The organism is Pedobacter suwonensis, assembly GCF_044762335.1.
Lineage (GTDB): Bacteria > Bacteroidota > Bacteroidia > Sphingobacteriales > Sphingobacteriaceae > Pedobacter.
On the sequence record NZ_JBIWEB010000004.1, the window covers coordinates 1 to 21,899 of the forward strand.

The following is a 21,899-nucleotide window of genomic DNA, read 5'->3' on the forward strand; positions in this document are numbered from 1 at the left end:
TTGAATACGTACTTCATTACCTCACTGCGCTACATTGACATCTCTTTTAAGAACTTATCGACTGTTGTTGCCTCGCGGCCCGTCTTTATATATCTCCAGATTTCAGTTCGTTCAAGTCTTGTTCGTCTTGGACGTGTTTTCATCTGTTTCAATCTTTTCTGTTGATCGCTGTAACATCCGCTACCTGATCTTTTTTTTTGTTTTCCCTTCGTTTCCGTTGGGAGTGCAAAGGTAGGAATCTTTTTCGAACTTCCAAATAAAATTATTTTTATTTTTCAGCTTCTCTTTTTCTTCTCTCCCTCTATTTCAATATGCCGGTAGTGACCAGCTTTCCGCTTTTCCGAACAGGGCTGCAAAGATAGCAATCTTTTTCTCCCCCGCAATATTTATTTTAAAATAAATCATGCCCTCCATCTCTCCAAGCCATCTTTTCAACAAATCCCTTCCTCCGAAGCGGGATGCAAAAGTAGGAAAATTCTATACAACGCCAAAGGATATTTATTAAATGTTATTCATCTCAGCGTAACTTCATGGTTTTCAAAGGGAAATATTTTTCGACTAGCCAAAACAATTATACCTTTTGCCTGTTTAGCACCGTCCTGAACAGTTTCAGCATCTGATAAGGTCGAGTAGCGAGGATGACGGATCGGCTGGAGAAACCCATTAAAGCTTCCGAAGTTCCCCTGCGCCCGGCCACCTGAAGCTTTGGAAGAAACTGCCCACCTAAAACCGATAGCAGCGGAAAACCCACAGCGCAGCGAGGATTTGGAGCAAATAGCGGGAACATGCTTATATAGTACCACCAGCCCCTGCTTTGCTAATAAACAACAACAATATATACGCATATACGAGCGACGATACATATATATGTTTATATGTTAAAAATTGTTAACTGTATATTTGTAATGAATTGCTTTGCATAGCTTAGCGGCCAATTGTTTTTATTGATGTTATCGTATTATTAATTATCTTTGCAGAATGTTTAAAGTTAAACACTTAATTATTTTAGTATTTATTACCGCTTTGGGTATTGCGGGCTGTAAAAGTCGTTTCGAGAAATTGAGGGCGAGCAATGACGTTGCAAAAAAATACCAAGAGGCACTTCGTTTGTATAATAAACGCGATTACAGTAAGGCATTAGTACTTTTTGAGGACCTATCTCAAAAATATCGTGGCCGTGCAGAAGCCGAAGACCTGAACTATTATTATGCTTATACCCTTTATAGATTAAGTGACTATACCACAGCAAGGTATCAGTTTAAAAGTTTTGCAGACACCTACCCGGCAAGTAAGAATGCTGAAGAAGCCAGATACATGGCAGCATACTGCTATTACCTGGAGTCGCCAAATTTCTCTTTAGACCAGGAAAATACTTATAAAGCTATTGATGCGTTACAATTATTTATTAACCTGTACCCTACCAGCGATCGTGCTGCAGCTGCCGGAAAATATATTGCGGTATTAAGGGGAAAATTAGAGGACAAAGCCTTTGAAAATGCTAAAATGTATTTAACTACAGGCCCAAGTAATGTAGATAATTATAGAGCAGCTGTTATTGCCTTAAAAAATGCACAGAGAGACTACCCAGACATTAAATATGCTGAGGAAATGGATTTCCTGATGATAAAGGCGCAATATTTATACGCAAAAAACAGTTACATCATCCGTCAGGAAGACCGTTACAATGAAGCACTTGCTTTATATACTGAATTTACGGAAAACCACCCTGACAGTAAATTTGCTAAAGATGCAAAAGCGCTTAAAAGTGATGTTGAAGCAGGAATTGCGGCTACAAAAAAAGAATTGGCATTATATGCTGCTGATCAGGAAAAATACAAGCAGATGTTGATTAGAACAGGTAAATTAAAGGATACTGTTTCTACAAAACCAACGAATGCAGATAATACGGATATTAAAAACAAGTAACAGATGAATACTAACAAACCTGCTGTACCCAATACTACAGTAACCAGAAACGTACACGATTTAGATAAAACTACTGATAATTTATACGAATCGTTAGTGGTAATTGCAAAAAGGGCAAATCAAATTTCGAACAACGTTAAAGAAGAGTTACACGGTAAACTGGCAGAATTTGCTTCTAGCAACGATAATTTGGAAGAAATTTTCGAAAACCGTGAGCAGATTGAGATCAGCAAGCATTACGAGCGAATGCCAAAGCCTGTTTTAGTTGCTATGGATGAGTTTTTGAATGGCAAAGTTTACCACAGAAACCCTGCTAAAGAACAAAAGTAACTGCATAGCGCATAGCGTTTAGGGCAAAGCGTTTAGCACTACGCTCTATGCTCCATGCCTTATCTACTCTGCGCATTATGCTAAAAAATAAAAATATAATCCTTGGCGTTTGCGGTAGCATCGCGGCTTACAAGTCGGCATTTTTGGTTCGGCTGCTCGTAAAAGCTGGCGCAAACGTAAAGGTTATCCTTACCCCTGATGGTGCTCATTTCATTACACCACTTACCCTTGCTACGCTTTCTAAAAATCCGGTTTACACACAATATTTCGAAGAAGAAACCGGCGTATGGAGCAATCATGTTGAACTGGGCTTATGGGCCGATTTAATTATCATCGCTCCGATAAGCGCCAATACTTTAGCCAAACTGGCAACAGGTATCTGCGATAATTTATTAACGGCTGTTTATCTTTCGGCAAAATGCCCGGTTTACGTAGCCCCGGCTATGGATCTGGATATGTGGAAACACGAAACAACCCAAAGCAATATTAGTCGCGTAACCAGTTTCGGTAATACGGTTATTGCTCCAGCTAACGGCGAACTGGCCAGCGGACTTTGGGGAGAAGGCCGAATGGCCGAGCCGGAAGAAATTGTTATTTTCCTGAATAATTCTTTGAAGAAATCGTTACCCCTGTTTGGCAAAAAGGTAATGGTAACCGCTGGACCTACTTATGAGGCTATCGATCCGGTACGTTTCATAGGTAACCATTCTTCAGGTAAGATGGGTTTTGCCCTGGCTGATGAGTTGGCCAAACTGGGTGCTGATGTGACTTTAATTGCCGGACCAACTGCCCAACAAGCCTATCAAACGTTAAAAAGGATAGATGTCGTAAGTGCTTGGGAAATGTTTGAGGCCTGTACCGCTGCTTTTGAAGAAACAGATATTACTGTGATGTGCGCAGCTGTGGCCGATTATCGACCTAAACAGGCTGCTACGCAAAAAATTAAAAAACAGGATAGCGGATTGTTTTTGGAACTGGAAAAAACAACAGATATACTTGCTTATTTAGGTACGGCAAAAAAACCGAAACAGATTTTGGTTGGATTTGCTTTAGAAACCAACGATGAAGAGAATTATGCCAAAGGCAAACTGGAAAAGAAAAATCTAGACCTGGTGGTGCTAAATTCTTTGAATGATAAAGGAGCAGGTTTTAAATCAGATACCAATAAAATTACTATTTTTAACAAAGCTTTAGAACGGACTGTATTTGAAATGAAATCGAAAACAGATGTTGCAAAAGATATTTGTACTGCCATTTTAAAAATTGCGAAATGATAAAAAAGATTGTTTGGATACTGATATTGGTGGGTTTTGGAAAGCTACAGGCGCAGGAACTAAACGCTCGGGTAACCTTACTGGCTCCCCAGGTTTCGAACATCAGCAAACCAACTTTAGACGCTCTGCAAAAAACAATCCGCGATTTTTTAAACAACAACAAATTCAGCAACGAGAGTTATAAGCCGCAGGAGCGTATTGATTGTAGTTTCGTCATCACCATCAATTCATGGGATGGTGGCTCTGGTTATACTGCCGAAGCGCAGATTCAAAGCAGCCGCCCGGTTTTTAACAGTTCTTATAATAGCACTTTGTTAAATATGAGTGATAAGAATTTCGATTTCAACTTTAACGATGGGGCTACAATCGACTTCTCTGACCAGAATTATATTTCCAATATCAGTGCGCTACTCACCTATTATGCCTACACCATTATCGGGATGGATAAGGATAGTTTTAGCAAAATGGGTGGCACTCCTTTTTATAAAAAAGCACAGAACATCATCAACCTTGCGCAAGCCTCAGGCAATACCGGCTGGAGAGCTGCCGATGGCTTACGTAATCGTTTTTGGTTTAATGAAAATGTTTTAAACCCCATTTTTGCAGAACTGCGCAATTTCATTTACAGTTATCATTTAAGCGGCCTTGATCAGCTAACCGATCAGGATAAGGGCTTAGCACAAATTGTTGCCGCCTTGCCCGCACTACAGCAAATGGATAAACAAAAACTGGGCTCTATCTTTCCTAATGTTTACTTTGCTGCCAAAGCCGAAGAGGTAACCAATGTCCTTTCTAAACTTAACGGACAAGAACGTATGAAAGCCTACAACATGTTGGCAGAAATTGATCCGGCAAACATTGGTAAATATGAAGGGCTTAAGAAGAATTAGTTTTTTTGATCAAGAAATTAATGTATGGTGGCAGCTCAAATATAATTTCTAAAAATGACGAAAAGATTTTTATTAGTTGCGATCTGCCTTTTACCATTAAGCTTGCTGGCACAATCTTCATTCAGCATTAAAGGATTTGGCAAAGCTTATAAAGATGGCGATAAAATCTTTTTATCCTTTCGGCAAGGTCCTCAGTTAATTGAGGATTCAACTGTAGTTTACAAAGGTTCTTTCGAATTTAAAGGAACTTTTAACACTAAAGTTAGAGGTTATATTTGCAGAAATGATAATCCCCGTTACGCGGACGAGCTTTTTGATTCTTTTGATGTTTATATTGAGGAAGGCCAGATCATACTTAAGTCACCAGATTCTTTAAACAACTCCATTATTTCTGGAACTCCGTTAAATAACGATTATGCCAAACTAAATGGCGTATTAAAACCTCTTTACAATAAAAGGAAAAAGTTAAAAAATCCAGATGGACTAAAAGCTGACACATTAGTAACCCTGAATAAAACGGAAACTACTGATGTAGCTAACGAAATCATTTTGCAACAGTTTAACTTTACCGATGGCCATCCTCGTTCGTATGTAAGTTTATTAACATTGGGTCAGCTAGCGCGTACAAGCAAAAATTTACCACGGGTAGAACAGAGTTTTGCTAAATTATCTACAGTACTTAAAATGATGCCAGAGGCTAAGGAAATAATCAGAAGGATTACGGAAGGTAAAAAAATCACTGTAGGAATGACGGCAAAAGACTTTATCCAGAATGATATAAATGGTAATCCGATCCGACTTTCATCTTATCAGAACAAATATGTCCTTGTCGATTTTTGGGCTTCGTGGTGTCTACCCTGTAGGGAAGAAAATCCTAATGTTTTAGCTGTTTATCATCAATATAAGGAAAAAAACTTTACTGTTCTCAGCGTATCCATCGATGTATTGGCGAACAAAGCCAACTGGTTAAACGCCATTAAAGAAGACCAACTACCTTGGACACAGGTGTCTGATCTTAAAAAAGAAAACGAAGCTGCTAAACTTTATGGCATTACTTCAATACCTTCAAATGTTCTTATTGACCCTAACGGAAAAATCATTGCAAAAGATATTAAAGGGAAAGAACTACGCGATAAAATGGCTGAATTATTAGGTGCTAATAAGTAATTATATTGATACGGATTAACTGGTTAATTGTTTAAATCGGTTAATTGTACATCATTTGGTTAACCGCTAGGTAGTTTCTCTATTTGTTTGTGATTAATGTTAGAAAAGCAATTTTAGCATTTCAGTTAAAGGCAGTCCTGCTTTCGTTTATACGCCTGCAGGCCTTACACACAGGCCGGTATCCACATCAATCAGGTTTAATCACTCAAACTGGTTTTCATAGGGCAGGTTCCTTTTTAATGCCCAATAATCAAGATACATTCTATCAGATACTTCGTACAAAAAAGTTAACTGATTAAGCAGTTTCCGCAATTAGCTGATTAAAAATTTGTTAAAATATTTTGACATTACGAATTGTTTCGTACATTTGAATACGAAACAATTCGTACAACTTGTAACATATGGATAATTATAACATCAAACCTACAGAAGGTGAAATGGAAATCCTCCAGGTGCTTTGGCAAAAGGGGAATGCAACGGTAAGAGAGGTTCATGAGGCGTTAAATAAAAAAGACTCTGGTTACACCACTACTTTAAAACTAATGCAGATTTTGCATGAGAAAGGCATGGTGGACAGAGATACTACCCAAAAAACACATGTATATAAAGCACTTGTTAGTCAGGATAAAACGGAAAAACAACTGGTAAACAAAATGATCGATAATGTATTTAACGGATCTGCAGCGAGACTGGTGATGCAGGCCCTGGGTAACCACAGCGCCAGTGCAGAAGAAATTGACGAGATAAAAAAATATTTGGATAGCTTAAAGTAAAGCTATTGCTGAAGGTTGGAAGGTGTAGGGTTTAGATCCCTAATAAACATTAAGATTTCGGACGATATCCGTATAAAAAATTAAAACCACCATTATGGAAACTTTATTACAACAATTCATCAAAGCATTTGGCTGGAGCATCTTAAATTCACTTTGGCAAAGCGCCATCATTTATGGTATCCTATTTATCACCATGCTTGGCATCCCAAAACTGGCCGCAAAACATAAGCATAACCTTGCTTTTGGTGCCATCCTTTTAATGTCTATCGGCTTTGGCTACAATTTCATACACTATTTAATGTCACACTCACACACGCATGTACCAGCAATCAAAGCTCAGGATATACAGGTATACCAATACCTTAATAACTTACCACCAACCTTTAGCAGCAAGGCAGAGCAATACTTCCCTACAGTAGTTATATTCTATGCCATTGGTATTGTGCTTCAGTTGTTCGTAATTATTAAAGGTTATGGACAGCTTTCCAGACTAAAAAAAGAAAGTTTAAGTACAATACCTGATAGCTGGAGAGTTATTTTCAACGATGTAACTGCCCAACTTAAAATTAACAAAGCTATTCAGTTTCACATTTCTTCTATTGTTAATGTGCCTTTGGTTATCGGTTACTTAAAACCGGTTGTATTATTTCCACTGGCCTTAATAAACCAGTTAGACAACGATCAGGTGGAAGCGATACTCATCCATGAATTATCACATATCAGAAGAAACGATTTCTTATTGAACCTGATTAAAACGGCTATTGAAACCCTGTTATTTTACAATCCATTTGTATGGATGGCAGGTAGGTTTATACACATTGAGCGCGAGCATGCCTGCGATGACCTGGTATTAAAGATTACCGGAAAACCACTGAATTATGCCCATGCCCTACTTAAACTGGAACTATTAAAAGACAAAAACAGTCCGGCTTATGCATTGGCGGCAACAGGCAAAACACAGAATTTGTATCAACGCATAAAAAGAATAACCAACATGAAAACAAATTATTTAAACGCTAAACAGCAAATGGCAGCCCTGACTTTAGGAGTAGCTTGCCTGTTTTCTATTGCCTGGATCAATCCAACAGAAAATAAAAAAGACACCAAAAAAACAAAAATTGAAGTCTTAAGTGTTATCAACCACAATGATCTGAAAACCGTTGTTTACACGGATACCACGAAAAAACGTAAAATTAAAATTGTGACCATTGATGCTAATGGTAAAAAGACCGAATATAAGTCGGTAAAAGAAATGCCGGATAGCCTAAAGAGAGATTTTTACAGGGACGAACTGTTTGCAGGTAAAAATATTTATAGACTGCGTGCTGATAGCAATTTTAAATTTAACGATTCGCTGTTATTTGCCAAAATCAATAAGGAATTCAACTCTGCTGAAGCACAAGCCAAGTGGAAAAAATTTGGCGAAGATGTGGCTAAACAATACAGTTCGCCAGAAGCACAAGCCAAGTGGAAAAAGTTTGGTGAAGATGTGGCCAAACAATACAGTTCGCCAGAAGCACAGGCCAAATGGAAAAAGTTTGGTGAAGATGTAGCCAAACAATATAGCTCACCAGAGGCGCAGGCCAAGTTGAAAAAATTTGCTGAAGATATGAACAAACAATTCTCGTCGCCAGAAGCACAGGCACAATGGAAAAAAATAGGCGAAGATCTGGCGGCTACAATAAATACTCCGGAATTTAAGGCTCAAATTGAAAATCTTAGCGTGAAGACCTTAAAATCAGGAAAAGATTATCAGCTTTCAAATGATATTTTTCTAAAATTCAATGATGACTCGAATAATAAAGTGAAACAAACGGAAGAGTATAAAAAATTGAAAGAAAAATTTGACAACGAGGTAAAAGAATTAAAAGAGAAAATAGAGCAGAAAGAGAAAAAAGAAAAAGTTGAAAGTGGCAACAAAAGCTCAAAAGTAAGTCCAGCGGTTATTTTGTATCAGAATCAAGATTTCACAGGTGCCGATAAAGCCCTAAATACCTTAAATGCTGTGGTAACCTATAAAAAATCAGACTTTACAAATGCTGACCAGTTGGCTTTAAAAACTTATCTGAAAGTACCTAACTTAAAAATTGCCAATGATAATGTCATCAACATTGCTATCAAATAACAACATATAAACCAAACAGATCATGAACGGCGAAGATTATTCTTCGCTGTTTTTGTTTTGTAGAGTCCTGTTGAATAAATTTTAATATTTTTGCTTAGCATGCTACAAAAACTTTCTATACGTAATTACGCATTAATTGATAGTCTGGATATCGAATTTGATAAAGGCTTGAATATTATTACAGGTGAAACCGGCGCTGGTAAATCGATCATACTTGGCGCATTATCGCTAATTTTAGGACAGCGGGCAGAAAGCAAGTACTTTTTTAACCATGACAAAAAATGTGTTATTGAAGGCAATTTCACTTTGGCAGATGAAAACCTGAAAGGTCTTTTTGAAGAAAATGATCTTGATTTCTCAAACGAAAGCATCCTGAGGAGAGAAATATCAATAGATGGTAAAACAAGATCATTCATTAACGATACGCCTGTAAATTTATCCATCCTAAAACAGATTGGCGAAAAGCTGATCGACATCCATTCACAACATGCTACACAGGAAATTAACGATACCGATTTTCAACTGTTGATTGTAGATGCACTGGCCAACCATAAATCATTATTGACTGACTACCGCCGCGGATTTAAAAAGCTTAAGCATGATAGCAGCCTGTTAAAGAAACTGGTAGCCGAAGCAGACGAGGCCAGGAATAAACAGGATTATGAACAGTTTCTGTTTAACGAGCTGGAGCAGGCAAAACTACAGGATGGCGAGCAGGAAGATTTAGAACTGGAATTAGAACGGTTAAACCATGCAGAAACCATAAAACGAGCATTACTCACCACTTCCGGTTTAATTAGCGAAGGTGAGCCTTCTGCTCTCCAGATTTTAAAAGAAGCTTCTTTACAGTTACAAAGTATCGAAAAATTTGATCCCGCAATCAATGTGCTGTACGAACGGTTACGCTCCTCCATTATCGAAATAAAAGATATTACCGATGAGGTTTCTGGAATAGAAGAAAATACCATCCACAGTGCCGATCGTTTAGAAATTGTTAATCAAAGGCTGGATCTTTTTTATTCACTGCAGCAAAAACATCGGGTTGCTAATAATACCGAATTATTAGCGTTTCAAAAGCAACTTGAAGAAAATCTCAACAAACTCTTATCTTCTGATGAGCATATCGAAAACCTACAGAAAGAAATAGACCAACTTCAAAAAGTACTACTTCAGCAGGCCGGACAGTTAAGTGCCAACCGCAAAAAAGCGATTAAAGTAGTTGAAGAACAAACCAGTTTGACCTTAAAAAGAGTGGGAATGCTAAATGCAAAACTGGTTTTAGACCAAAGAGTATTTAGCGAATTAAATAAAGATGGTTTAGATGAAATAAACCTGCTCTTTACAGCTAATGCTGGTCAGGCGCCCGCACCGGTAAATAAAGTAGCGTCTGGTGGCGAGTTATCACGCTTAATGCTAGCCATTAAAGCTTTACTGGCTAAACATACTTCCCTACCGACCATTATTTTTGATGAAATTGATACCGGAATTTCCGGGGAAACTGCGCTAAAAGTCGGAGAGGTCATTTCCGATTTAGGCCAGAACATGCAGGTAATCTCCATTACACACCTGCCACAGATTGCGGCCAAAGGCAGATCACACTACTATGTTCATAAACATGAAGACCGCGGAAAAACCACTACCGCCATCCGTAAACTTAAACAGGAAGAGCGTATTGAGGTAATTGCCGAAATGTTAAGTGGCAAAAATCCTGGTGCATCGGCTATTGAAAATGCAAAAGAACTATTGGCTTAATTTATTGTCCTGATCCCCACTAACAATTTCATATTTATCAGACAGGCCCCAATAAGAAAAATACTAATAATTTTACATTATGAATTAAATATAAACTAATAAATTAGTTTATATTTATACAATGAAATCTTTTTCAGTTTTATTCTTCTTATTGGTCGTTAAAATTTGTTTCGCCCAACAAAATTACGTGCTTTCGGGGACAGTTAAAGATAAACGCGGTGAAGTTTTACCTGGTGCAGGTGTATATGTAAGTGGTTATAAAATGGCTACGGTAACAGATAATAATGGCAATTATACTCTTCCCTTAAAACCTGGAAACTACGATATTTTAGTACAATTAATCGGCTACAAGACGGTAAATAAAAACATTATTATAGCTGATAAGGCGATAAAACTCGATCTGGTTTTAGAAGAAAGTATCACCCAGTTAAGCGAAGTTACCATTAAACCAGATCCGAACAGGGCCCATTATATCGCCATGTTCAAAGATTTTTTTATTGGTACTACGCCAAATGCCCTACAGTGTAAAATGATTAATCCGAATGTGCTATTGGTTGATTACGATAGAGAAGAGGCGAAGCTCACGGTTAAAACAAATCAATTTTTAATTATTGAGAACCAGGCATTGGGATACCGGATAAAATACCTGGTCAATAATTTTGAGTACAGTAGCCGAACGAAGATCATCTATTATGAAGGCTTCCCTTATTATGAAGATTTAAAAGGATCGGCCCGGAAAAAAAAAATATGGGCAAAGAAACGCTTAACCGCTTACCTGGGTTCTCCACAGCATTTTTTCACATCACTCTACAATGGCAGGGTAACTGAAGAAGGTTTTATCATCAACAAATTAATCACCCAGCCAAATCGCGACAAACCGGCTGATAGTATGATAAATGCAAATATTAAACGTTTAACAAAGCTGCAGGGAGGCTTATTACAAAAAAAAATAAATTTTAATCACGGAGACTCACTCAGCTATTGGATCAGACAGAAAAACCTCCCTGATGGTATTTCCATTTTAAGCCGCAGTCCTGTTGCACAAGACACCTTGGTTCATATTAAAAACCAAAACGTTAAAAGCATAAACTTTACTGATAAACTTTATATCATCTATACCAAAGAAAAGGAAGATCCATTATTTGCCAACCGTATAGGCTTATCCATCAACAGGCCTTTGGATATGCCCGATTATCAGGTATCGACCATTACCCTCGAAATAGCACCGGTATATTTTTATGAGAATGGTGGAATCTATAATCCACGCGCTATGCTTTATGCCGGCTATTGGGCATGGGAAAAAATTGCAGATAGTGTGCCAATGGATTATTTACCGCCGGTTGATGTAAAAAAATAAGAATGTAGTGTTTCGATATCCGGGCTTAGCCGCTCGCCAGGATTTGAATAAAATATTATTTGGAAAGCAGGTGCACTGCTAATCGGTTCCGATCGTCCCGCCCTTTGTTACAAATCCTCGCCCTCATGCTTCGGGCTGTGGGTTTTTCACTACGGTCGGGTTTAGCTGGCAGTGCCGGTAACACGATTAAAGGGTTTTGGGACCATGCTATTAGTACTGGCTGTGGTTAAATAAAACCGACAGCGTAAGTTAACCTGCAATGTGGCGCGGCACAGCAAGACCAAAATCGATGGCGGGACAACTACAGCTATGAAAAACGAAACTTTTGTTTCAAAAAAAAAGATAATTGCTTATCAAAATGCCTTAATGATTAACTTGAAAAAGATTCTTCGCTAGGCTTAACAAGACAGCAATTTATCATTTATATTTATCTGGGCTTAGCCGCCCGCCAGGATTTGAATAAAATATTGTTTGGAAAGCAGGTGCACTGTTAATCGGTTCCGACCGTCCCGCCCTTTGTTACAAATCCTCGCCCTCATGCTTCGGGCTGTGGGTTTTTCACTACGGTCGGGTTTAGCTGGCAGTGCCGGTAACACGATTAAAGGGTTTTGGGACCATGCTATTAAAATGCAACAGGCTAAATCAGGCCTGGTTTGGATAAATTGCCTTATAAAAGATCCTTCGTTATACCCGCGGGGAAAGTGAGATTGACGATCCATATCAAATGTTAAATTTGTTAAAAATTTTTAGGGATTTTAATAAATATTATGCGTTTTGGGTACATTCGTCTCCATGATTAAAAACCTCTTAGTAGCCTGTATACTGATCATGTTGGGTACTAATGCCATTGCTCAAAATACATTCTCAATCAGTGGTGTAGTTAGGGATAAAAAAGATGGATTGCCTGGCGCGAGTATCTACCTAAGCGGATATAAGATTGCAACAGTTGCCGATAATGATGGAAAATTTAAACTTTCAAATCTAAAGCCCGGCAGTTACGACCTGCTTGTGCAGCTTGTTGGCTACCTCCCCTATTCTAAAAGTGTTATCATTTCTGATAAATCAGTTCAGGTAGAGCTGGTTTTGAAAGAGAATGTTGCACAGCTTGATGAAGTGGTAATCAGGGCTGACCCAAACAGACAGAAATATATCAACCAGTTTAAAGAGTTTTTTATTGGTAAAACACCAAATGCAGCTCAATGCAAGATATTAAATCCGCAGGTTCTGAATGTAGATTTCGATATTACCAAAAGTACGTTAACGGTATCTACTACCGAATTTTTGATTGTCGAAAATAAAGCATTAGGCTATCGCCTAAAATATATGCTTGATCATTTTGAGTATAATTCCCGTACACACATCATTTTTTATTCTGGCCATCCGTTTTTTGAAGAATTAAAAGCTTCGGCAGCCAAAAAGAGAAAGTATATTGCGGCAAGAGAAGTGGCTTATTATGGCTCCTCACAACATTTTTTCCGCTCACTTTACGCCAATAAAACAAAGGAAGAAGGTTTCATCATTAATAAAATGATCAAAATTCCCAATCCTAATCGATATCCGCAATACGTGATCAATGCCAACTTAGAAAAAATTAAAGCCGTACCTGAGAAAACAGGCATCCGGCAAATGAAAGGGAAAATAGATACCGCCTTACTTGCCTTTTGGACGAAACAACAGGAAATGCCTAAAACCATTGATAAATTTTCGAGGGCGGAAGTACTTACGGATACTTTAGTACATCACTACAACCAGAATTTGAAATACCTCAGCTATACTGATGCCCTTTTGATTCAGTATACCAAAGAGAAAGAATCTCTTGCATACGCTAAAACAGGCTTCTGGATCTTCAGACCACTGGATGTACCGGAAAATGAAATTTCAGTAGCGAACTTAACCGGCGAAGGTGTGCGTTTTTACGAGAATGGTGGCATTTACGATTCCCGTTCGTTGCTTTATGAAGGTTACTGGGCATATGAGAAAGTGGCCGATATGGTACCAATGGATTATATTCCACTCCCGAAGAAGGAATGATGGACAATAAGATGTGAGCGGTAAGATGGATGATAAAATCTAAAATTAATTGTTGAAAAGTAACCACAGCTGATAATGAAAATTACTAAAAATATTAGTAATTTTAAATTATGATTGGGGAAAGAGAAAATCAATATTTTAAGGGTAGAGGTGCACAGGTTAATCCACATAACAAATTTTTGAAAGATGTTTATGTAAAAGAGCACGATGAAGGAATAGACGACTGGGAGGAAAGTGATCGCAAAACTTCTTTCATTTTCGAAAATTCGAAAACCATTGTAAATAAAGTCGACAGTCCGGATGTTGGCATGGCCTATTCCTTAAATCCTTATCAAGGTTGTGAGCACGGATGTACGTATTGTTACGCCCGCAATTCGCACCAATATTGGGGTTATAGCGCCGGAATAGAATTTGAGCGGAAAATAATCGTTAAAAAAGATGCACCAACGCTCTTTAAAAAATTTCTGGAGAAAAAAGGCTGGGATGCCACTACCATTTCGCTTTCTGGCAATACCGATTGCTACCAACCTGCCGAAAGAAAATTTAAGCTAACCCGGCAGTTGCTCGAAATTGCATTGGCCTACAAACAACCGATTGGGATGATTACCAAAAATTCACTCATCCTGCGCGACAGGGACATTCTGAAAGAGATGGCCAAATTAAACCTGTGCATGGTTTATGTTTCCATTAACAGTTTGAATGAAGATTTAAGGCAGGTAATGGAGCCACGTACCACAACGGCCAAACAACGGTTAAAGGTGGTAGAAGAACTCAGTAAGGATGGAATTCCTGTAGGTGTAATGGTTGCCCCTCTTGTTCCAGGTTTGAGTGACCATGAAATTCCAAAAATTTTAAAAGCAGTAGCCAATGCTGGCGCCATTAAAGCAGGGTATACGGTAGTAAGGCTCAATGGTGCCATCGGTCAGATCTTTGAAGATTGGCTGCTGAAAAATTTTCCGGACCGCTTTGATAAAGTCTGGCATTCCATTCAGAGTTGCCACGGCGGTAATGTAAATGACAGCCGGTTTGGCGACCGCATGCGCGGCGATGGCAATATTTCGCAGATAATCAGAGATAATTTCAGATTGCATTGCCGTTTAAATGGCTTAAATGTAAAAGACATTATTTTAGATCATACGCTGTTTAAGGTTCCGAGTAACCAGGCGAGCCTATTTTAAACATTCGGGGAGAGAAATCCCCAACGCTCGGGGCCGTGGTTTATGATCACGGCCATCTCAATCTGTTTGTTCCGATTGCAATAAAGATTTTTAAGCTGTGGATTTGTAATTCATCACAGAAAAAGTAAATCATCAACTTCTTTGTAAATACTGATTTGTAAACTACTGGCATAAAACTTAGTTTTAAGCCATGAAGATTGCATTGATTACCTACCTGGACAAAGGCGCCTATGATACAACCACCGTTGAACGTGAAGACGACAAACTCCTTTACTTTTTAAAAGAAAAAGAATTGACCATTGATCTGGTCATCTGGAATAATCCACATATCAACTGGGAGGATTACCAGGTGGCGATTTTAAAATCACCATGGGATTATTTTGACCTGATTGAAGATTTTTATACCTGGCTGGATCTTTTAGTAACTAAAAAAGTAAAACTGCTCAACCCAATCAATGTGGTGAGGTGGAATTCGGATAAACGCTACCTGAAAGAGATCGAAGCCGCCGGCTTAAAAATTATACCCAGTATTTTCATCAATAAGCAAAACCGCGTATCGCTTAAACACTTCTTCGACGAGTTTAATACGGATAAATTAATTGTGAAACCCTGCATCAGCGGTGGTGCAAAAAATACTTTCAAGGTAACAATAGATCATGTTGAAGCAGTGAATCATCAGTTAAACTATCTTCTGCAGGAGGAGGATTTTATTATTCAACCATTTTTGCCGGAAATTTTGGAAAGCGGAGAATGGTCGTTCATTTTCTTCAATGGCACCTACAGCCACTCGCTCATTAAAAGAGCTAAACCGGGCGATTTCAGGGTGCAGCCAGCACATGGTGGATCTGTACATCCGCAAAATCCCGATCATGACCTGATTGCCATGGCACAGCAATATGTTGATTTGTTTGCTAAAAACTGCCTCTATGCCCGTGTTGACGGTACTTTCGTAAATGGCGATTTTTTACTGATGGAGTTGGAACTCATAGAACCTTTTCTATTTTTAAATACAGCTCCTGAAAATTATGATCGTTATTATGAAGCATTGAAAAAACTAATGTAATTGCCTTTGGCTAAACGTTACCCGCAATCAGTTAATTCCAGGCAGATATAATAAAAAAAAACTCCCGATTTTCACCGGGAGTTTTTTTTATTTACTTGAAGAATCTTCTTCTTGTTTTGGTTCTTCTTTTTTGCTTTCGCCTTTTTTATGATTAATTGATACGATTTCGGTTGTTTTATCATAATCAATTTCTAAAACATCACCCTCGGTCAATTCGCCTTTCAGAATCTCTTCAGCAATCGGATCTTCTAAATATTTCTGAATTGCTCGTTTTAATGGACGTGCACCAAAATTACTATCAAAACCTTTATCTGCAATATATTCTTTGGCATTATCAGTCAATACAATCTCATAACCAAGTGTATGAACGCGACCGAATAAAGCTTTTAATTCGATATCAATAATCTTAAAGATTTCTTCTTTACCTAAGCTGTTGAATACCACAACATCATCAACACGGTTTAAAAACTCAGGCGCAAAGGCACGTTTCAATGCGCTTTCTATTACACCGCGACTGTGAGAATCGGCCTGGCTTGTTTTTGCTGTTGTAGAGAAACCAACGCCTTGACCGAAATCTTTAAGTTGACGGGCACCGATATTAGAAGTCATGATGATGATGGTATTTCTAAAATCAACTTTACGACCTAAACTATCTGTTAACTGACCTTCATCTAAAACCTGTAATAATATATTAAATACATCAGGGTGTGCTTTTTCAATCTCGTCCAATAAAATTACGGCATAAGGCTTTCTCCTAACTTTTTCAGTTAATTGGCCACCCTCTTCATAACCTACGTATCCCGGAGGCGCTCCTACTAAACGCGAAACTGCAAATTTCTCCATGTACTCACTCATGTCGATTTGAATCAGAGAATCATCACTATCGAACATGAAACGCGCCAACTCTTTTGCCAATTCTGTTTTACCTACACCAGTTGGCCCCAGGAAAATAAAGGAACCGATTGGTTTTTTAGGATCTTTTAAGCCAGCTCTTGTACGTTGGATGGCTTTAGTCAATTTCTTGATCGCATCATTCTGACCGATAATTTTCTCAGCCACTTTATCGTACATGTTCAACAGTTTTGCACTGTCTGTTTGTCCAACACGTTGTACCGGAATACCAGTCATCATTGAAACCACCTCAGCTACGTTATCTTCTGATACTTCGTAACGTTTGGTTTTGGTTTCGGCTTCCCACTCTGCTTTAGCTTTATCTAATTCTTCAATTAAATTTTTCTCTGTATCGCGCAGTTTTGCAGCTTCTTCATACTTCTGGCTACGTACCACCTTGTTTTTCTCCAATTTGATATCCTCAATTTTGGCTTCGATATCAATAATGTTCTGCGGAACATGGATGTTGGTTAAATGAACACGTGAACCGGCTTCATCTAAGGCATCAATCGCTTTATCAGGTAAGAAACGATCAGAGATATAACGCGAGGTTAATGTAACACAGGCCAGAATAGCTTCCTCTGTATAGGTAACCCCATGGTGTTCTTCATATTTATCTTTAATACGTGTTAAAATCTCTACAGTTTCATCAGGTGTAGCAGGCTCAACCATCACTTTTTGAAAACGACGGTCCAAAGCACCATCTTTCTCAATGTACTGACGGTATTCATCTAATGTTGTGGCACCGATACATTGAATTTCGCCCCTTGCCAAAGCAGGTTTGAACATATTGGATGCATCTAATGAGCCAGATGCGCCACCAGCACCAACAATGGTATGAATCTCATCAATAAATAAGATTACATCAGTAGATTTTTCAAGCTCGTTCATCACGGCTTTCATACGCTCTTCGAACTGTCCACGATATTTTGTGCCGGCAACCAGCGATGCCAAATCCAAAGTAACTACACGTTTGCCAAAAAGCACACGTGAAACTTTACGTTGTACAATGCGTAAGGCGAGACCTTCTGCAATTGCCGATTTACCAACTCCTGGTTCTCCGATTAAAATCGGATTGTTCTTTTTTCTGCGGGATAAAATCTGCGATACGCGTTCGATTTCTTTCTCACGACCTACAATCGGGTCTAATCTTCCTTCTTCTGCGGCCTTGGTTAAATCACGGCCGAAATTATCCAGAACAGGAGTTTTAGATTTGATATCCGAAACTTTTTTAGGTGTGCTAAAGCTTTCCTCTTCGCGATAATCGTCATCGCCTCCTGTAGATGCACTGTTGGAGATATCATCTCTGAAACCATTTTTATTCACTTCTACCTCCTGTTTAAAAACATCATAAGTAATGCCGTATTGCAATAGGATTTGTGAGGCGATGTTATCATCATCTCTCAAAACCGACAAGAGCAAATGTTCGGTGCCAATTAAATCGCTTTTAAATATTTTAGCTTCTAAGTAAGTAATTTTTAAAACTTTTTCTGCCTGTTTAGTTAATGGAATATTACCAAGGTTTACTGTCACACTCGAAGTACCGCGAACAGCGTCTTCAATTGAGCGGCGCAATTTACCGGTATCAACTCCTAACGATCGTAAAATTTTTATAGCCATACCATCGCCTTCGCGTATGAGGCCTAATAACAAATGCTCGGTTCCGATGTAATCGTGCCCCAAGCGGAGCGCTTCCTCCCTACTAAAAGAGATTACATCTTTAACCTGTGGTGAAAATTTTGCTTCCATAATACCTTTCTTAACAGCTACGTCCCTAAACTATAAAATAACTTTATAAAAACGAACGTACTGTTTTCTTTATTTTATCAACAATTGCGCCATACGGGTGGATAAAGAGGCTTTAAAATGTCGAAAACCAAAAAAATTAATTTAAGATTATTTTAATGATAAATCTTGTTTTTCTTATATCTATCTACGTAATAAGTATTCTAAAGGTTTTAAAGAGACATTTCCCCAAAACATCCAGCCTCAAACAGTATATTGTCGGTTTATTGTAAGGATTTTCGAGCCACCAGAAACTGACAATATGTATCTTTTTACTTAAGCAATTTACAAGTTTTGACAGAAAAACAAAAAGAACATGACATCATTTAATTATTTTGTCAATAATGATCAACAATAATCGAACCTTCATAAAATAATCTTTATACGAAATTAACTATAGTTACGTCCTTTTTGTTTTTTAACTCATGAGTTTGTTACTGTATATTGATTTTTAATGAAGAAATTCACGCAACATGACCATGAGGTAGATAGTAGCAGTCCGGAACATAGCAAAAGAAATTTCAGTAAGAACGATCCCCTGATAAAGATTTTCCGGAAAAGAGAGTCCTTCTTCATGGCCGGGACAGCCCGCTTCCTTGTACGACGTTAAGACCAGATGAATAAATTAAAATGGCCACAGCTATTGCTATGGCCATTTCAATCTTGGACACTTATTCGGTTAGAAAATTATCCATTACCAGTTAATACCCAGATTGATTTCAAAGTTCCCTGCGGTGTAACCACTTAAATTACCGGTTTGTGTGGTATATGCGGTATTAATCATATATTTTTTCTTGTAATGTAAGCCCACACCGAAACTTGCGGCCTTACTGGTATGATACATGGCTGTAAACAATAACTGTTGATTAGCAACACCGAGTTGAGCGCCAATATCCACGATATCATCAATGCCTGTAAAGGAACGATAAGCCACCTTAGGTTGAAGCAAGCTTTCTCCCAAATCAATTTTATAACCTGCCGAAGCATATACAGCTGGTGTATTGATTAGTTTTAACTTATCCCTGTTGAAATAATTTTTAAGGTTCACCATCGCAAAATCTACATTAAATCGCTGTGAAGTTAACCCAACTCCAAAATCGCCATCAAAATAGGTTCTGTGATCGGTATTATAAGTGCCAACCTGTGGATCATTTGGATTACCGATCAAATCCTGCATATCAACCCGCTGGTTCATAAAGCCTGCGGATAAACCAAAATGTAATTTAGCAGATCCATTGAGCGGAAGATGATAGGCATAACTTGCCAGAATCCTCGTTTGTCTTTGCAAGCCGGCTTTATCCAGATTCATGTTTAGTCCCACCCCTACTCTTTCCCATCCATAAGTGGCGCTCAGGTTTTGTACCATAGGGGCTCCGGGAATATTATTCCATTGTGAACGGAAAGTAAGGTCTGCGGTTGCTCCTCCTGCTAATCCGGCCATCGCCGGGTTAGCAAGATATGTGTTGTTAAAATACTGGTTTAATAATGGATTAGTCTGCGCATTTACCTTCGAAATACCAATAAGAGCAGCCAGTATCAATATTGTTTTTTTCATCCTTTTCATTTTCTTAGCGATTTCTGATAATCGTGATAAATCCTTTTTGAACCAATTTATTTGGGCCATAAGTAATGATGTAATAATAAGTTCCCTCTGCAAGGTCATTTCCTCCTATCGTTCCGTTCCAGCTATTATCATAAGATTTTTTACTGTACATTTCTCTTCCATTTCGGTCGAAAATACGAACTTCATTGTTTGGATACATATCGATATTCTGTACAAACCATGTGTCATTTATCCCGTCACCATTTGGTGTTAGGATATTATTTGCAACCAACTTATAATCTTCATTTATCTTAATAGTGATGGATGCTGAGCTGATACAACCGCTGGCATTGGTAACCCGAACCGTATAGGTTGTGGTTTGCAACGGACGAACGTTTAGAGAAGCCGTATTTTGCCCACTAACGATACCGCTTGCTGCAGACCAGCTGTAAGCTGTTCCTCCACTGGCCGTTAATACCGATGTTTCGCCTTTACTAATTTCAGTCCCTTTACTGCTTACTATACTTACCGATGGGATGGCGTTAATTGTTAATGTACCATTTACGTACACAAAACTATAATTGTTAGATACACCACCAGATGCTGAAAGTACATAGTTTCCTGCTACATTTCTATTTGCTGTGGTGCTCACTGTTGGTTTTGTACTTAACGAATTCTCATTATCGCCAGTTTTAAAACCGCTATAAGTTACACCAAAGGTTGGGAAGCCGTCAGACTGACACATCACTGCATTATTAGCCGTAACAGTTAGTACTGATTTACTGATAGTCAGGTTATTGCTTACGTAAGAGATAACATAGTTCCCATTTAAAACTAACGTTCCCTTGTTGATCGCATAAGTACCCACGTTCTCGCCTTGTGTTCTGGTCAGGCTTCCGCTGAAACTGTCGCCGGTTACCAGTGCCGGAGCAAAGGTATAGGTCAGCGCAGGATCGCTATCACCGTAGGTTTTGCTCTTCGCTGCAGCCGTTACCGTGATGGTTTTCGCACCGATCGTCAGATCAGCACCAACATAGGTTAAGCTGTAATTGCTGCTTAAAGAAAGTGTACCCTGGTTGATCGCATAAGTACCCACGTTCTCGCCTGGTGTTCTGGTTAAGCTTCCGCTAAAACTGTCGCCCGTTACCAGTGCCGGAGCAAAGGTATAGGTCAGCGCAGGATCGGCATCACCATAGGTTTTGCTCTTCGCTGCAGCCGTTACCGTAATGGTTTTCGCACCGATCGTCAGATCAGCACCAACGTAAGTTAAGCTGTAATTGCTGCTTAAAGAAAGTGTACCCTGGTTGATTGCATAAGTACCCACGTTTTCACCCGGTGTTCTGGTTAAGCTTCCGCTGAAACTATCACCGGTTATCAGTGCCGGAGCAAAGGTATAGGTCAGCGCAGGATCGCTATCACCATAGGTTTTGCTCTTCGCTGCAACCGTTACCGTAATGGTTTTCGCACCGATCGTCAGATCAGCACCAACATAGGTTATGCTGTAATTGCTGCTTAGTGCAAGTGTACCCTGGTTGATCGCATAAGTACCCACGTTTTCACCCGGTGTTCTGGTCAGGCTTCCGCTGAAACTGTCGCCGGTTATCAGTGCCGGAGCAAAGGTATAAGTCAGCGCAGGATCGGCATCACCATAGGTTTTGCTCTTCGCTGCAGCCGTTACCGTAATGGTTTTCGCACCGATCGTCAGATCAGCACCAACATAAGTTAAGCTGTAATTGCTGCTTAGTGCAAGTGTTCCCTGGTTGATCGCATAAGTACCCACGTTCTCGCCTGGTGTTCTGGTTAAGCTTCCGCTG

15 protein-coding genes are annotated in these 21,899 nt (G+C 38.9%); 12 read left to right on the plus strand and 3 right to left on the minus strand.

Annotated features, from left to right (window positions below):
* Positions 1–978 precede the first annotated feature (978 nt).
* The 12 genes from ACIQXP_RS07835 (at position 979) to ACIQXP_RS07890 (ending at position 15,866) form a co-directional block, all read left to right on the plus strand.
* A complete protein-coding gene (locus tag ACIQXP_RS07835) occupies positions 979–1,926 on the plus strand; it encodes an outer membrane protein assembly factor BamD (RefSeq protein ID WP_293744406.1) in 948 nt (315 codons plus the stop codon).
* A 3-nt stretch (positions 1,927–1,929) separates the two neighbouring features.
* Complete coding sequence (locus ACIQXP_RS07840; protein ID WP_090988294.1) at positions 1,930–2,256, plus strand: DNA-directed RNA polymerase subunit omega; 327 nt, start codon at positions 1,930–1,932, stop codon at positions 2,254–2,256.
* 77 nt (positions 2,257–2,333) lie between these two features.
* Positions 2,334–3,530 carry a bifunctional phosphopantothenoylcysteine decarboxylase/phosphopantothenate--cysteine ligase CoaBC gene (gene coaBC / locus ACIQXP_RS07845; RefSeq protein WP_387508595.1) on the plus strand — a complete coding sequence of 399 codons (1,197 nt, stop codon included), beginning with the start codon at positions 2,334–2,336 and terminating at the stop codon, positions 3,528–3,530.
* On the plus strand, positions 3,527–4,420 hold the full coding sequence (gene porD, locus ACIQXP_RS07850; RefSeq protein WP_145860440.1) for a type IX secretion system protein PorD: 894 nt from the start codon (positions 3,527–3,529) through the stop codon (positions 4,418–4,420). The genes coaBC and porD overlap by 4 nt, the downstream gene beginning before the upstream one ends.
* Before the next feature lie 54 nt (positions 4,421–4,474).
* On the plus strand, positions 4,475–5,587 hold the full coding sequence (locus tag ACIQXP_RS07855; RefSeq protein WP_293744408.1) for a TlpA disulfide reductase family protein: 1,113 nt from the start codon (positions 4,475–4,477) through the stop codon (positions 5,585–5,587).
* A gap of 401 nt (positions 5,588–5,988) precedes the next feature.
* Complete coding sequence (locus ACIQXP_RS07860; protein WP_090988290.1) at positions 5,989–6,360, plus strand: BlaI/MecI/CopY family transcriptional regulator; 372 nt, start codon at positions 5,989–5,991, stop codon at positions 6,358–6,360.
* A 94-nt stretch (positions 6,361–6,454) separates the two neighbouring features.
* On the plus strand, positions 6,455–8,485 hold the full coding sequence (locus ACIQXP_RS07865) for a M56 family metallopeptidase (RefSeq protein WP_387508598.1): 2,031 nt from the start codon (positions 6,455–6,457) through the stop codon (positions 8,483–8,485).
* Positions 8,486–8,584: 99 nt separating this feature from the next.
* Complete coding sequence (gene recN, locus ACIQXP_RS07870) at positions 8,585–10,237, plus strand: DNA repair protein RecN (RefSeq protein ID WP_387508600.1); 1,653 nt, start codon at positions 8,585–8,587, stop codon at positions 10,235–10,237.
* Between the two features lie 121 nt (positions 10,238–10,358).
* Positions 10,359–11,594, plus strand: a complete 1,236-nt coding sequence (locus ACIQXP_RS07875; protein WP_293744411.1) for a carboxypeptidase-like regulatory domain-containing protein — start codon at positions 10,359–10,361, stop codon at positions 11,592–11,594.
* A gap of 792 nt (positions 11,595–12,386) precedes the next feature.
* Entirely contained in the window at positions 12,387–13,625 is a 1,239-nt protein-coding gene (locus ACIQXP_RS07880; protein WP_293744412.1) for a carboxypeptidase-like regulatory domain-containing protein, read from the plus strand.
* Between the two features lie 110 nt (positions 13,626–13,735).
* Positions 13,736–14,803 (plus strand): PA0069 family radical SAM protein, encoded by a 1,068-nt coding sequence (locus ACIQXP_RS07885; protein WP_387508603.1) that lies wholly within the window; start codon positions 13,736–13,738, stop codon positions 14,801–14,803.
* A gap of 190 nt (positions 14,804–14,993) precedes the next feature.
* On the plus strand, positions 14,994–15,866 hold the full coding sequence (locus ACIQXP_RS07890) for an ATP-grasp domain-containing protein (RefSeq protein WP_293744413.1): 873 nt from the start codon (positions 14,994–14,996) through the stop codon (positions 15,864–15,866).
* Positions 15,867–15,953: 87 nt separating this feature from the next.
* Here the strand turns inward: ACIQXP_RS07890 and ACIQXP_RS07895 are convergent, their stop codons facing one another.
* The 3 genes from ACIQXP_RS07895 to ACIQXP_RS07905 form a co-directional block, all read right to left on the minus strand.
* Positions 15,954–18,506, minus strand: a complete 2,553-nt coding sequence (locus tag ACIQXP_RS07895) for an ATP-dependent Clp protease ATP-binding subunit (protein ID WP_293744414.1) — start codon at positions 18,504–18,506, stop codon at positions 15,954–15,956.
* 730 nt (positions 18,507–19,236) lie between these two features.
* A complete protein-coding gene (locus ACIQXP_RS07900; RefSeq protein ID WP_090988298.1) occupies positions 19,237–20,097 on the minus strand; it encodes a PorP/SprF family type IX secretion system membrane protein in 861 nt (286 codons plus the stop codon).
* Between the two features lie 13 nt (positions 20,098–20,110).
* Positions 20,111–21,899 (minus strand): MBG domain-containing protein (locus ACIQXP_RS07905; protein WP_402759901.1); only part of this gene is annotated, 1,789 nt, incomplete at its 5' end.

Coding starts and splice junctions, on each gene's coding strand:
- ACIQXP_RS07890 (WP_293744413.1), top strand. CDS start 14,994: ATGAAGATTGCATTGATTACCTACCTGGACAAAGGCGCCTATGATACA.
- ACIQXP_RS07835 (WP_293744406.1), top strand. CDS start 979: ATGTTTAAAGTTAAACACTTAATTATTTTAGTATTTATTACCGCTTTG.
- ACIQXP_RS07865 (WP_387508598.1), top strand. CDS start 6,455: ATGGAAACTTTATTACAACAATTCATCAAAGCATTTGGCTGGAGCATC.
- ACIQXP_RS07840 (WP_090988294.1), top strand. CDS start 1,930: ATGAATACTAACAAACCTGCTGTACCCAATACTACAGTAACCAGAAAC.
- ACIQXP_RS07895 (WP_293744414.1), bottom strand. CDS start 18,506: ATGGAAGCAAAATTTTCACCACAGGTTAAAGATGTAATCTCTTTTAGT.
- ACIQXP_RS07900 (WP_090988298.1), bottom strand. CDS start 20,097: ATGAAAAAAACAATATTGATACTGGCTGCTCTTATTGGTATTTCGAAG.
- ACIQXP_RS07880 (WP_293744412.1), top strand. CDS start 12,387: ATGATTAAAAACCTCTTAGTAGCCTGTATACTGATCATGTTGGGTACT.
- ACIQXP_RS07885 (WP_387508603.1), top strand. CDS start 13,736: ATGATTGGGGAAAGAGAAAATCAATATTTTAAGGGTAGAGGTGCACAG.
- porD (WP_145860440.1), top strand. CDS start 3,527: ATGATAAAAAAGATTGTTTGGATACTGATATTGGTGGGTTTTGGAAAG.
- ACIQXP_RS07855 (WP_293744408.1), top strand. CDS start 4,475: ATGACGAAAAGATTTTTATTAGTTGCGATCTGCCTTTTACCATTAAGC.
- recN (WP_387508600.1), top strand. CDS start 8,585: ATGCTACAAAAACTTTCTATACGTAATTACGCATTAATTGATAGTCTG.
- ACIQXP_RS07860 (WP_090988290.1), top strand. CDS start 5,989: ATGGATAATTATAACATCAAACCTACAGAAGGTGAAATGGAAATCCTC.
- ACIQXP_RS07875 (WP_293744411.1), top strand. CDS start 10,359: ATGAAATCTTTTTCAGTTTTATTCTTCTTATTGGTCGTTAAAATTTGT.
- coaBC (WP_387508595.1), top strand. CDS start 2,334: ATGCTAAAAAATAAAAATATAATCCTTGGCGTTTGCGGTAGCATCGCG.